General features: G+C 30.6%; 12 protein-coding genes and 1 pseudogene. 1 reads left to right on the forward strand and 12 read right to left on the reverse strand.

Annotation, left to right across the window (positions count from 1 at the left end):
* Positions 1 to 205: pseudogene (locus tag MR285_RS02455) on the forward strand (polysaccharide deacetylase); the annotation flags it as partial.
* Positions 206 to 268: 63 nt separating this feature from the next.
* Here the strand turns inward: MR285_RS02455 and gltX are convergent.
* From gltX to MR285_RS02515, 12 genes are all read right to left on the reverse strand, one after another.
* Positions 269 to 1,744, reverse strand: a complete 1,476-nt coding sequence (gltX, locus tag MR285_RS02460) for a glutamate--tRNA ligase (protein WP_293557678.1) — start codon at positions 1,742 to 1,744, stop codon at positions 269 to 271.
* A 13-nt stretch (positions 1,745 to 1,757) separates the two neighbouring features.
* The gene (locus tag MR285_RS02465) at positions 1,758 to 3,320 is read right to left on the reverse strand and encodes an S-layer homology domain-containing protein (RefSeq protein WP_293557680.1); all 1,563 of its coding nucleotides are present in this window, start codon (positions 3,318 to 3,320) and stop codon (positions 1,758 to 1,760) included.
* A gap of 312 nt (positions 3,321 to 3,632) precedes the next feature.
* A complete protein-coding gene (locus MR285_RS02470) occupies positions 3,633 to 4,958 on the reverse strand; it encodes an NCS2 family permease (protein ID WP_293557682.1) in 1,326 nt (441 codons plus the stop codon).
* Between the two features lie 144 nt (positions 4,959 to 5,102).
* Positions 5,103 to 5,741, reverse strand: coding sequence for an ABC-2 transporter permease (locus MR285_RS02475; RefSeq protein ID WP_293557684.1), 639 nt, complete (start codon positions 5,739 to 5,741; stop codon positions 5,103 to 5,105).
* Entirely contained in the window at positions 5,738 to 6,358 is a 621-nt protein-coding gene (locus MR285_RS02480) for a hypothetical protein (protein WP_293557685.1), read from the reverse strand. The genes MR285_RS02475 and MR285_RS02480 overlap by 4 nt, the downstream gene beginning before the upstream one ends.
* Positions 6,355 to 7,194 carry an ABC transporter ATP-binding protein gene (locus tag MR285_RS02485; protein WP_293557687.1) on the reverse strand — a complete coding sequence of 280 codons (840 nt, stop codon included), beginning with the start codon at positions 7,192 to 7,194 and terminating at the stop codon, positions 6,355 to 6,357. Before MR285_RS02485 ends, MR285_RS02480 begins: the two co-directional genes overlap by 4 nt.
* Before the next feature lie 2 nt (positions 7,195 to 7,196).
* Positions 7,197 to 7,571, reverse strand: coding sequence for a GntR family transcriptional regulator (locus MR285_RS02490; protein ID WP_293557689.1), 375 nt, complete (start codon positions 7,569 to 7,571; stop codon positions 7,197 to 7,199).
* A 120-nt stretch (positions 7,572 to 7,691) separates the two neighbouring features.
* Positions 7,692 to 7,997, reverse strand: coding sequence for an AzlD domain-containing protein (locus tag MR285_RS02495; RefSeq protein ID WP_293557691.1), 306 nt, complete (start codon positions 7,995 to 7,997; stop codon positions 7,692 to 7,694).
* Positions 7,998 to 8,681, reverse strand: a complete 684-nt coding sequence (locus MR285_RS02500) for an AzlC family ABC transporter permease (protein ID WP_293557693.1) — start codon at positions 8,679 to 8,681, stop codon at positions 7,998 to 8,000. It abuts the gene before it with no gap.
* Positions 8,682 to 8,771: 90 nt separating this feature from the next.
* Entirely contained in the window at positions 8,772 to 9,959 is a 1,188-nt protein-coding gene (gene iadA / locus MR285_RS02505; protein WP_293557695.1) for a beta-aspartyl-peptidase, read from the reverse strand.
* A 10-nt stretch (positions 9,960 to 9,969) separates the two neighbouring features.
* Positions 9,970 to 11,682, reverse strand: a complete 1,713-nt coding sequence (yfcC, locus tag MR285_RS02510; RefSeq protein ID WP_144015216.1) for a putative basic amino acid antiporter YfcC — start codon at positions 11,680 to 11,682, stop codon at positions 9,970 to 9,972.
* 114 nt (positions 11,683 to 11,796) lie between these two features.
* Entirely contained in the window at positions 11,797 to 12,807 is a 1,011-nt protein-coding gene (locus MR285_RS02515; protein ID WP_293557699.1) for a type II CAAX endopeptidase family protein, read from the reverse strand.
* Between the last annotated feature and the right edge of the window lie 187 nt (positions 12,808 to 12,994).

A 12,994-nucleotide genomic window follows, 5' to 3' on the forward strand; every position in this document is an offset into this window, starting at 1 on the left:
CGATGCAGAGAAAAAATCTGTTAGACCTACAACAGTTGACGGTTTCGTAAATTATCTAGATAAAAGTCTTCATGAAAATAAAAACACAAAAATTGCAGTTGTACTTGCGCACGATGCGACAAATAAACAACTTACAGTAGACTCTCTAAGGTCTATTATAAAATATTTTAAAGACAGAGACTATGAATTTGGAGTTTTAAAATAATTTTTAAGATAATAAAATAAGGGGCTGTTCTTCGTAGACAGCCCTCTTTTATTGTCTCTAAATTTATAGAGAATTTTTTATTTTTTCTGCTCTTTCAATTAATTTATCTTTTCCTAAAAGATATAAAATATTTTGCATTTCTGGTCCATGAACATTTCCAGAGATTGCTGCCCTAATTGGCATATAAAGTTTCTTGCCCTTTACTCCAGAATCCTTTTGCACTTCTTTCATAAGTCCCTTTGCAGTTTCCATGTCGATTTCATCATGAGATTCTACAATTTTTATAAAGGATTCAAGTAGTCCCTTTACATGATCTTGTGCTAACTCTTCTTTAGCTGAGTCTTCCGTAATTTCAATATCTCCAAATAAAAAGTCAATGTGTTCAGGAATGTCTTCTAATTTGTCTATTCCCTCTCTTACTGTGTCGATTAAAATTTTGTACCACTCAAAACTTTCTCTAATTTCTTCTTCAGATAAGAGTCCAGATTTTGTAACAAAGGGGATTGAAAGTTCAGAAAGTTTGTCTAAATCGTAGGACTTAATGTAATGTGAGTTAACCCAGTTTAATTTATCTGTGTCAAAAATTCCTCCGCTCTTTCCAACTCTTTCAAAGGAGAATTTTTCAATTAATTCATCCATTGTCATAATTTCTTCGCCATCTTCAGGAGACCAACCAACAAGTGCAAGGTAATTTACAATTCCTTCAGGTAGATATCCTCTTTTTCTAAAGTCTTCTACTGAAACGTCGCCCTGTCTCTTAGAAAGTTTTTTTCTATCCTTATTTAAAACTGTTGGAAGGTGAACAAATTCTGGTGCATCCCAACCAAAACATTCATACATAAATACATGCTTTGGAGTTGATGGAAGCCATTCTTCGCCTCTTACAATATGAGTGATTCCCATAAGGTGATCGTCAACTATTACAGCTAAGTGATAAGTTGGAAATCCGTCAGATTTCATCAAAACTTGGTCATCGATTTCATCAGTATTTATTGTAACTTTGCCACGAACTGCATCGTGAAATGTAATGTCCCTGTTCTTAGGAAGTTTTAATCTTATAACATAATCTTCTCCTGCTGCAACTCTCTTCTTTGCTTCTTCAAGAGGTATGCCACGGCAAAGTCCATCGTACTTAGGCACTTTTCCCTTTATTCTTTGTTCTTCACGTAGATTGTCAAGTCTTTCCTTAGAACAAAAACAATAATAAGCGTAGCCCTTTTCAATTAATTCATCAACATACTTTCGGTAAATTTCAAGTCTATTGGATTGGATATAAGGTCCACAATCTCCAACATCTACGATTTCTCCATCTTTTACAAAGACACCTTCGTCATGTGTAATGCCTGCCCATTCAAGGGAATCAATTAAATTTTCTATGGCGCCTTCAACATATCTAGTTCTATCTGTATCTTCGATTCTCAAAACAAATTTGCCGCCATTCTTTTTTGCGAACAAATAATTATATAATGCAGTCCTAAGTCCACCAATGTGTAAATATCCTGTTGGTGATGGTGCAAATCTTACTTTAACATCTGACATTTTTTCATCCTTTCTATTTTGCTGTAATTTCTATAACTTGGTAATAAGCCCAATGATCTCTGTTAAGATCTTTAAATGGGTTCTTTGAATATTTATCTAAGAAAGATTTATTTATCTTTCTGTCTAGAACTTTGTTAAAAATTGTAGCAGCTTCTGCCCTTGTTATTTTATCATTTGGTTTAAATTCATTTTTTGATTTTCCAACCATTATTCCATGGCTTGATAAAGTGTTTATCGCTTTACTTGCCCAGAAATCCTCCTTTACATCCTTAAAGGTAATTGGATTGTTGCCTTCTTTTAATTTCAAATAATTCGCCATCATGCTTGCAAATTGTGCTCTAGTCATTGCGTCCTTTGGTCTAAAAGTGCCGTCAGAATAGCCAGAAATTAATCCTTCCTTTTCAACAAAAACTATATTGTCATAATACCATGTGCCTTCTTTTACATCTTTAAAAGAAGTTGTGTCATTAGCGTTTGCCTTGTCATCAATTATTCTTTTTAAAACTGAAGCAGCCTCAGCTCTTGTTATTTTTTCGTTAGGAGCAAATTTATCATTTGAAATGCCTGACATATATGGAAGTCTAATAACTTCGATTGATTTTTGTAACTCTTCTAATGATTTATTAATTTCTTCTGTTGAAACTTCACTTTTTACAACTACATATTCAGCTGATGCAATTGCAGCGCGAATTCTCTTTTCATTTTGATTACTTGCTTTTGCAGTGGAAAGATTTTTTGCAAAATCTACATAATCAGTTAATTTTTCAAGAGTTTTTATTGTGCTATATAAATCTTTTTCTTCATTATTTTCAGTTACAAGTTCAGTTGATTTTTTAGACTCAACTTTAGGCTTAACAATATAATCTAAACTTGCTTTTTTATCTTTAGTTTCAGCAACTATCCTAATTAAGGAACCTTCTTTTAAATCTAAATTTTCTACTTTAAAATTGCCCTTATCATCAGAATTAACATTGGCAACAACTTTTTTGTCTATTGCAACTCTGACACTTGCATTTTTTTCAGTATTTCCAACAATTTCATTTGAATCTTGATATACATCCTTTATTGAAAGAGTTCCATTTTGTGTCTTTGTTGAAGACTCGAGATTTTTTTGGTCGCTCTTTGTTTCTCCGCCCTTGTCCACATAACTTAGAACAAAGGAATTTTTTAAATTGGAACTTGAGCCCACATCATTTTTTATCTTTGTTATAATTTCAAGATTTAACTTGTATCCTTTTATAACTGATAGATCATTTGCATTTATAGTTACAATGTTTTGATTTTTCCCTTTTATAGAGGTTTCTCTAATATCCAGTTTACCTTTGGACTCTGCTTCATCTAAAAGTTTTGTACTTTTAACTTCAATTGCACTGTCAAATAAAAGTGTAACAGAGAAGGAAGAATATTTTTCCTTATAATTTTTTGGCAAATTAACAATTAAATTATACTTAAAAGTATCTCCACTTTTCGCCTCTGAAACTGCAGGTTGCTCTAATACAACTTGAATATCTTCAGCTGCAAAAACATTTACAAAAAGTATAAAGGTCATAACTATGTATAAAAGCATTTTTTTCATAAAAAATCCCCCTTAATATATTTATTATATCAGTTTATTTAAAATAACTACAAATATTTTAACATAAATAGATAAATTATAAGATATTTATTATTGCAATATAGTTTATTAATGCTTGAATTTAATTATTTATGTGTAGATTTATGATGAAATAACACTAGATAATATAAAAAGCTAAGGATTTTCCTTGGCTCTTAATATATTATATAAACTTGTCTTTAAGTTCTTTTCTTTACACCTAAACAATACCTTAAAATATTTTATCAAATAAAAAAGACTTTAGCATCTAAAACGCTAAAGTCCCTTACTTTATTAAAATGGCAAAATTGGTCTTAAATATCTTAGAGTAAATATAATTGCCAAGATATACATTACAGGTGATACTTCTTTTCCACGACCTGTTGCTACTTTTAAAATTACATAAGAAATCATTCCAACAGAAATTCCTTCTGCAATTGAGTAAGCAAAGGGCATTGTAACCATTGTTAAAAATGCTGGCACAGATTCTGTGAAATCATCTAATTTTATTTGATTAATTGGGCTAATCATAAAAAGTCCAACCATTACAAGAGCTGCAGACGTTGCCTGTGCTGGCACAATTGAAAAGATTGGAAATAAAAATAGCGATAATAGGAAAAAGAAAGCACATGATAGAGATGTAAGTCCAGTTCTACCACCGTCTGCTACTCCTGATGCAGATTCAACAAAAGTTGTAACTGTACTTGTCCCAAGAAGTGCTCCCACAACTGTACCTATGGCATCAGATAAAAGGGCACGACCAACTCCTGGCAAATTTCCTTCTTCGTCTATTAATCCTGCTTTTGTCGCAACTCCAGTTAAAGTACCCACAGTATCAAATAAGTCTACGAATAAAAATGTAAACATTACAGAGAACATATCAAAGGTAAATAAATCTCCCCAGTGAAGTTTAAAGGCAACACTTGATATTGATGGTGGAAGTGAAAATAGTAATCCATTAGGAAGATGAGTAACTCCTAAAATAAGTGCAAGAATTGTTCCTGTTACTATTCCATATAAAAGTGCTCCCTTGACATTTTTAGCTGTCAAAAATGCCATAACCATTAGGGAAACTATAAATACAACTGAAGGTCTTGTTGCAATTTCTCCAAGTGAAATTAATGTTGCATCGTTATTTACAATCATTCCCGAAGATATTAGTCCAACTAAAGTTATAAAAAGTCCTATACCAACTGACACTGCATTTTTTAATGACATGGGTATTGATGTAAATATTGCTTCACGAATATTAAATAAACTCATGATTATGAAGATAACACCTTCCAAAAATACCGCAGTAAGTGCGTAGGTCCAATCGTGACCCATGCTTAAAACTACTGTATAAGTGAAGAAAGCATTAAGCCCCATTCCTGCTGAAAGTGCAAAGGGCAAGTTTGCAAATAATCCCATAAAGAGCATTGCAATAATTGACGATAAAATAGTCGCAGTGAAAACTCCACCCTTGTCCATTCCAGTTTCCGATAACATATTTGGATTTACAACTAATATATAGGACATAGTCATAAAAGTTGTAAGTCCTGCCATAAACTCTGTCTTGGCATTTGTCTTTCTCTCAGTAAGAGAAAAAGTCTTTTCTAAAAAACTTGAATTTGTTTCCATTTTTCTTTTTCCTCCTTAATAAATTCAGTTTTTATTCTATCACAAATTAGATTAAATGGCACAAAGATGGTAAACTTTTTATTTTATAAATTTTGAAATTAAAAAGGACTCTTGAAATCAAAAGTCCTTTGAGTCTATTAATATTTAAAAATCTTTTTTCTCCGCTATTATTCTAGCTGCGGCATAAATTATTATAATGAAAATAATTAAAGATAAGGATAAGACTAAGTTGCTGCTTCCTTTAATTATTCCAATAAAAAATCCTGTTGGATTTTTTCCAAACTTATCTAATATAGGAAGAAGCGCAGGCGATGATGTAAACATTGTTCCCACACCACTTGTTTGTCCAAAGTAAAGATAGATTGGAATACTTATAAGGTAATAGGCCATTAAAAATAGCACAATAAAAAATCCTAGGTTAAAGTCCATGCCATTTATTTCAACCTCTTGCATGATGTAAAAAACTAATATTGAATCTATTATAAAAATAATAAGAACCTTTAGAAATTTTACATTTATTAGGTCTCTCCTTGATGCACCAAGTGTCAAAAGGTAAGGCTTGCTCTTGTCCAATATCATTCCTTCGCTGGATATTATATATAGGACATAGTGAATTAGGAGGGCTGACATAAATAATACTGCAAAGGCTTTGTCTGCAAAGAAAGAAAATTCCTCTGAGAAAAGTCCAAGACTTTTTAAAGCAAAAATTATTCCTATAAATATGAAATAAACAATAATAAACTTTTTTCTAATTTTAAAATCATTTAATAAAAGTATTTTCATATTATTTGCCCCTCTCTAATGTTTTTTGTTGAGTATTTATAATCTGCCCATAGGGATAAGACGAAAATTATTACAGAAGCAATTATAAATATTGATTTGTAATCTATTAAATAATCATAATAAGCTCCGTATCCCATTGCGGTAGCTATGCCAAATCCTATTACTAATAGGCCGTAAAATAAAATCACAATTCCTTTTTGGAGTTTTGCGTATAAAATATGACTTAAACTTAGACTCAAAAAGTCTAAAGCAATAAATATATTTAGGTATATATTTAAAATTGATACTTTGACTTCTTGATTGCTAATAATTAATCCAACCCAAAAAATAATAGAGGTAATAGAAAATATTACAAAATTTTTTATTATTTTAGCGATAGAATAGTCTTCTATGGAAACTGGCATAGTAATAAATTTTTCAAAATCATTAAATTTATCCCCAAAGATAATTTGAGTTCTCATGATAAATATCATAGTAAATGCCCACTGAACGAAAATTCTATTAGAAATTTCTCCAGTAGTAAATAAACTTATGGCAAGTATGACTCCAATAAATATTGTAAATGGGATTGCAATTTTCTTTACCAGTTTAAAATCATTATATAAAACTGCTTTCATTTTGCACCTCTTGACAAAAATATCATTATGTCCTCTACATTTACTTTGTCAACAACCTCATTAGGATAAAATTCTTTAAAGACTTCTACATTTTTAATCAAAGCTTCTGTGGAATATTTATTTTTTCTCAATTTCAAAATAAAATCGCCATATTTCTCTAAATTTTCTTCAGAAGTTTTTAAAATTCCATATTTTTCTATAAGAGCATCCTTCTCATCGTATAGAATAATTTTTCCATCGTGAATATAAATTATATAGTCTGCAATTTTTTCAATGTCAGATAAAATGTGTGAAGAAAATAATATTGTCTTATTGCCGTCACGCATATAGTTAAATAAAAACTCAATTATCTCGTCACGAATAACTGGGTCAAGACCAGATGTTGGTTCATCAAGAATCAAAAGTTCTGGATTGTGGCAAATTGCAGAAATTATTTTTAATTTCATTAAATTTCCTGTGGAAAGTTCCTTTAATTTTTTGTCCCTTGGCATCTTAAATTTATCTGCAAGCTCATAAAAAAGTTTTTCGTCAAAATTTTTGTAGGCAACTTTTAATATATCAACTACATCTTTAACTTTAAAACTTTCGTTAAAAAAGGAATTTGACAAAACTACTCCAATTCTTTCAAAAGATTCTTTATGAATTTTTTCGCCAAAGACTTTTATATCGCCACCATATTTATACAAATCTAAAATACATTTTAAAAGAGTTGTCTTACCTGCACCATTTTCGCCAATAAGTCCAATAACTGCACCCTCTGGTATGTCTAAACTGTCAATATCTAGTTCAAAATCCTTAAAATCTTTTTTTAAATTCTTTATTTCTATACTTTTCATAATCAGTCCACCTCGTCTAAGGTCTTTAAAATTTCTTGTAACTCATCTAAACTTATTCCTGCAGCTTTCGCAACAGTCATAGCATCAGTAAAATGTTTTTCAATTTCAGCCATAGCATTTTCTCTTACAACTTCTTCATTTAATTTTTTAACAAAGGAGCCCTTACCTGGCATAGAATAAATATAGCCTTCTTGCTCCAAGTCGTTATAAGCACGTTTTGTAGTTATAACAGAAACCTTTAAATCGCTGGCAAGAGTTCTCATACCAGGAAGCGGTTCATCAGCGTATAAATCTCCTGATACAATTTGAGCCTTGATTTGATTTTTTATTTGTTCATAAATTGGAAGACCACTGTCATTTGAAATAATTATTTTCATATCATCACCAAAATTCTTAATATATACTGTGTATATTTTATATTTACAGTATATATCCTGTAAATGCCTTTGTCAATAAAAATTGCAAAAAAATAACTGCCCATAAGGACAGTTTTAAAACTAAATTAAATATAAAAATCCCATATACAATACTGTTCCTAGTGCAATGGACAAGAAAAAGTTTTTAATAAATTTAAAACTTAAAATTATCACTGCAAAGGATGTTGCAACAGGTATTACTTCTGTATGGTTTAAAAAATTAACTTTTCTAATACAAAATACGAGGAGAAGCCCCATTAATGAATAGGGAAGTTTTTCTCCAAGATATTCAATAAAGGTTGTTAGTTTTCTCTTTCTAAAAATTATTCCAGGAAGAAATCTCGCCATCGCAGTTATTAAACCTGCGATAAAAATATATTTAAGCATTTATATTTCCTCCCCTTTTTTCTTAAAGTCGATGTATAAAAAGATTAAGATTATAATCATCGCTGGAAGAATAAAATTTTCTCCAAAGATAATTAATGAAAACACCGAAGCCACAACTCCAATAATAGCAGGAAAGTGGTCAGTCGTTTGATTCCACTGACTTAAATATATTACTAAAAATAAAGCCGTAAGTATAAAATCTATTCCTAAAATTTCTGTCTTTACAAAATTTCCAAGAATTCCGCCAAGTGTCGTAGCCAAAAACCAGTATGCTTGAAGTAAAATTATTATAGAAAAATAAAAATCTTCCTCTTTCATATCATCGGGCACAGGAACGCCCATTATCATTGAATAAGCTTCATCACAAAGGGCATAATTTGAATAAATTCTCTTACCTTCACTCATGTCTCTAAACTTCGTAAGACAAGTAAGTGCATAAAAGAAATGTCTAATATTCATCATTGCAACAATTAAAACAAAAGAAAGTAAATTCATGCCAGCATACATTGCCTCAACTACAACAAATTGAATTGATCCTGAGAAAATCACAACTGAAGTAAGTGGAGCAACCCACGGTGCATATCCCTTTGATGAAGTGAATATCCCAAAAGAAATTCCTATAAATAAAAAAGAAATAAATATTGGAATAGTATAGGGAAAGGTCTTTTTTAAATTTTTAATCATCTTTTCACCCCTTAAAGTTTTTTAGAATTATAACATAAATAAAGGAATTTATGCATAAAAAACCTCGAAATTAATCGAGGCTTTCTAAATTTATTTATTTTCTTCAAAGGTTCCAAATACTATTGGCAATTTGTCTTTTAACATAATCCTACCCTTTGCAATTACTGTATCAATATCTAATGTTTCTTCGTCAAGCAAATTAATGTCAGCATCAAATCCTTTTTTTATCTTTCCCTTATTAGTTAATGATAAAATTCTTGCAGGATTTGATGTTACTCCTCGAAGTGCAATTTCAAGTGGTATATCTTCTTTAAATACACATTCTTTTATTGCTTCTAAAAGACAGCTTGATTTTCCCATGCCAAGTCCAATATATTCATTTTTCTCGTTAAACATTGGAAAGCTTCCCTGCCCATCAGATGTAAATGTGAAATTATCTAGGGATATATTTTCTTCTATTATTCTTTTAATTGCCTTTGATATTCTAACTTCTCCATACTCTCTTTCCCACAAATCGGGGTCATCCGCTCCAGTAAAGTCACAATATCCACCGCGTTTCATGTACTTTATACTTTCTTCAAAAAGCTCCTTATTTCTACCACAATGTGTTGGCAAAAATTGTGTAATTGGAAGTTCAGTTTCATCTACTGCTCTGTTTAAATAATCTAAGTTTTTCTTTCCATCACCCATGTGGATATTTATTATTCCAGCCTTTCCTGAAAGCATGCCAGCTACTCTCACATTTGCAGCAAGTCTAATAAATTCTTCGAAGGTTGGTTGTGATGATCTGTGATCTGAAAGTGCAATTTCTCCTGCTCCTATTATCTTATCAATTGACATTATGTCCTTCATAATATCTCCTGTTAAAGTTGGAGTAGGCACTTGATAGGAACCAGTGTAGATATATGATGTTACTCCTTCTTCTTCAAGTCCACGTGCTTTTGCAAGTAGTGACTCTATATCTCTACATACTCCATCTGTTCCAAGTGTGCCAACAACTGTTGTAACACCTGCTGTGGTTAAAGTTGTAAGATTTATTTCAGGAGTTCTTGTCTTAAAACCACCTTCGCCTCCACCACCTAAAATGTGAACGTGACAGTCAATAAATCCTGGAGTTAAAATTTTATCCTCTCCATTTATTTCTTCAACTTCCATTGAGGAAATTTTTATATCAATTTTATCTTCTATTGAAGCAATCTTATCTCCAAGTATTAACACATCTTTTTTGCCAATATTTTCTGGAGTATAAACTTTTACATTTCTAATTATTTTTATCATATTCCACTTCCTATTGGAAATTAATTGCAACGGCAATAATAAGTATTACTGATCCTATAATAAAGAAGAATGTTTGCATTTTTATTTGGAATTTTGCCCATTTAGACCAATCAATTCCTGCAACACCTAGTACTCCAATTAAACTTGCAGATACTGGAGTAAAGGCGTCCATAAATCCTGCACCCATTTGATAAGCAAGTACTGCAATTTGTCTAGAAAGTCCAACAAGGTCTGCAAGTGGAGCCATTATTGGCATTGTAAGAGCAGCTTGTCCAGAATTTGATGTTACTACTAAGTTAAATAGTGATTGGAATAAATACATTCCTATGGCAGCTAAAGTCTTAGGTACACCTGAAAAGGCATTGCCCACAGAATAAAGTATTGTATTTAATGCTGAAAAACTATTTGCATCACTGCCGCCGAGTACAATTAATATTCCTTTTGCCATACCAACTACAACTGCTGTGCCTGCAAGGTCAGCTGCTCCTGATTGAAAACTTGAAGCCATATCATTAATTGTCATGTTGTTTAGCTTAAATATAACTGCTGTTATACCTCCAACAAGACCCATTACGAAGAATTGAGATGCTATTTCTGGAATATAGTAACTCTTTTTCATAACTCCCCAAACAATCCAAATTAAAACTGCAAGCATTTCTAATAATATAATCTTGTGACCAAGTTTAAATTCTTTTGCAGATGTATCTTCTTGTAATTTTAGTCTAAATTTATTGTCATTTTCATAAGTTACAGATTTTCTAGGATCTTTGTAAATTTTTTGTGCATATAACATTGTATAAGCTGCACCAAGTCCTGTAACTACTACCCAACATATAAGTCTAAATCCAGCCCCTGAAAGTACAGGAATACCTGCAATACCTTGTGCAATTGCAACTGAGAATGGACTCATCCATGAAACTGCATTTCCAAGTTGAGATGCAACAAAGGTAACTGTTACAGCAACAATTGAATCGTAACCAAGGGCTATTACAAAGGGAACCATGACCATAGAAAATGGTATAACTTCTTCGCTCATTCCAAATGTAGCTCCACCAAGTGAGAATAAATAAAATAAAATGGGAATTGCAAATTTTTCAAGTCCCTTTGTCTTGTCTATTACTGCATAAATACCAGCATCAATTGCTCCAGTATTCATTATAATTCCAAAGGCTCCCCCAACAACAAGTAGTAAAGCAATTATACCAACTGCTGATCCATACTTGTCACCTGATACTAAACCTTCAAATAAAAAGTTTAGAAAACCAAAACCATTGAAGTCCTCTGTACCCCATACAGTTGCAGTTTTATTTAATTTAACTGAAGTGTCATAGAAATCTTCTCCATAAATTTCATATAAAGTATCATCTGTTAATCCAACTTCAGCTAAGCTTTCTACCGTCCAAGAATCTGCTGGCTCTTTTAAAAGTAGAGCAAAACCATCTTCGTCAATTTCATGTTCTTCTAGCGCTTCTTTATCTTCAAATAACTTACTTAAATTTTCAGATAAAAATTTTTTGTCTAGTGGATGCATGTACCTAAATGTTTCAGTTTGCAATACAGTTCTTGAACTAATTTCTCCATTTGCATTTTCATATTCAACTTCATGAGTTGAAAACTTACCAGCAGGAATTAAAAAAGTAAGAATCCAAGATAAAACTACCACGAAAAATATAATCGCATATGTATGTGGAGTTTTAAACTTTGTCAAATCTCTCTTTTTCATAATTATCTCTCCTTTCATAATTCAATAATTAACCCCTAAATTTATTATACATTTTTTCTATGCTAAAACTATTTTAATTTATTTTAATTATTATTTAGGTAAAAAAACTAAAAATTAGTCTTCTTTTATGTTTTCAAATACCGATTTCTCCCAAAGGCTTTCATCTTTAACGTGATTAAAAAATATAAAGATTCCAAAAAATATAATTGAACTTATACTTGTAAATAAAAATCCTTTTAAATCATAATGTTGACCAGAAAAAATATCCTTGGAAATATCTGTAATAAATAATAATGCCAAATTGTTGTTTAAGTAGTGTATCATAACAGGAGCCCAAATAGATTTTGTTTTATTATAAGCATAAGTTAAAAATATTCCAAAAAATGTACAAAATACAATTTGCCCAAGTATTGAATAAATCTGTGATGCTAAGTGACCATCGGAATAGTAGAAAAGATTAAGTGGTAAATGCCATATCCCCCAAATAAAGCCCGTAATCAGAATAGATTTTTTATATCCATAAATTTCCTTTAGCCTTGGTGCTAAATATGCTCTCCAACCATATTCTTCGCCTATAAAAGGCACGATATTTAAAAAAGAAAAAATAAAAATTGAAACAAGAATTTTTACACTATTAATATTTAAGATTTTTATTATCTCTCTTGTTTCTCCCTGTAATATACCTCCCAAAAATAATCTTAGAAAATAAATAATTATAAAAACTAGACAAATTAACAATGTTGTTTTCTTATTTGGATTGTCTAAACATAATTTTCTTTTAAGATTTTTATCCATAGTTGAAATACATATAATCATTGGAATCGCAGATATCAAGATTATAAAATCTGAAAAGCTTGTATTAAAATTAGAAGAAAAAATATTTATTATTGAAAATGCAAATAAAATAAAACTTGTAATTATATAAATTTTAATTACACTATTCTTCAAAATACTCTTATCCTCACTGTACAATAAGGCTACTACACCAAGAAATGGCATAAACATTTGAAATAGAGGATAAATATTTGTATTTATATTGTTTAATTTGCAGTAATAAATTGCAAATCCCATTATGTATGGAAGAATAAATGAAACGCCAATATAAATTTTTAAATCTTTTTTCATAAATTTCTCAAACCCCTTTTATCTAAAGTGTATATGTTTTATATCTACACTTTAACCTCGTGTATTTATTTTGTCAAGATATTTAAAATTTTCAATAAAAAAGGCTAAACATTTTTAGACATTATAAAAATTCTATTTACAAATTTTATAATAAAAATGCCGACAAAAATTTAAGTTGACCTCTTAA

This window comes from Peptoniphilus sp., assembly GCF_022767005.1.
In the GTDB taxonomy this organism is placed as follows: Bacteria; Bacillota; Clostridia; order Tissierellales; family Peptoniphilaceae; genus Peptoniphilus_A.

Bases quoted from the DNA above. Each gene is read 5' to 3' on its own strand.
- gltX (WP_293557678.1), bottom strand. From the start codon at position 1,744: ATGTCAGATGTTAAAGTAAGATTTGCACCATCACCAACAGGATATTTA.
- MR285_RS02465 (WP_293557680.1), bottom strand. From the start codon at position 3,320: ATGAAAAAAATGCTTTTATACATAGTTATGACCTTTATACTTTTTGTA.
- MR285_RS02470 (WP_293557682.1), bottom strand. From the start codon at position 4,958: ATGGAAACAAATTCAAGTTTTTTAGAAAAGACTTTTTCTCTTACTGAG.
- MR285_RS02475 (WP_293557684.1), bottom strand. From the start codon at position 5,741: ATGAAAATACTTTTATTAAATGATTTTAAAATTAGAAAAAAGTTTATT.
- MR285_RS02480 (WP_293557685.1), bottom strand. From the start codon at position 6,358: ATGAAAGCAGTTTTATATAATGATTTTAAACTGGTAAAGAAAATTGCA.
- MR285_RS02485 (WP_293557687.1), bottom strand. From the start codon at position 7,194: ATGAAAAGTATAGAAATAAAGAATTTAAAAAAAGATTTTAAGGATTTT.
- MR285_RS02490 (WP_293557689.1), bottom strand. From the start codon at position 7,571: ATGAAAATAATTATTTCAAATGACAGTGGTCTTCCAATTTATGAACAA.
- MR285_RS02495 (WP_293557691.1), bottom strand. From the start codon at position 7,997: ATGCTTAAATATATTTTTATCGCAGGTTTAATAACTGCGATGGCGAGA.
- MR285_RS02500 (WP_293557693.1), bottom strand. From the start codon at position 8,681: ATGATTAAAAATTTAAAAAAGACCTTTCCCTATACTATTCCAATATTT.
- iadA (WP_293557695.1), bottom strand. From the start codon at position 9,959: ATGATAAAAATAATTAGAAATGTAAAAGTTTATACTCCAGAAAATATT.
- yfcC (WP_144015216.1), bottom strand. From the start codon at position 11,682: ATGAAAAAGAGAGATTTGACAAAGTTTAAAACTCCACATACATATGCG.
- MR285_RS02515 (WP_293557699.1), bottom strand. From the start codon at position 12,807: ATGAAAAAAGATTTAAAAATTTATATTGGCGTTTCATTTATTCTTCCA.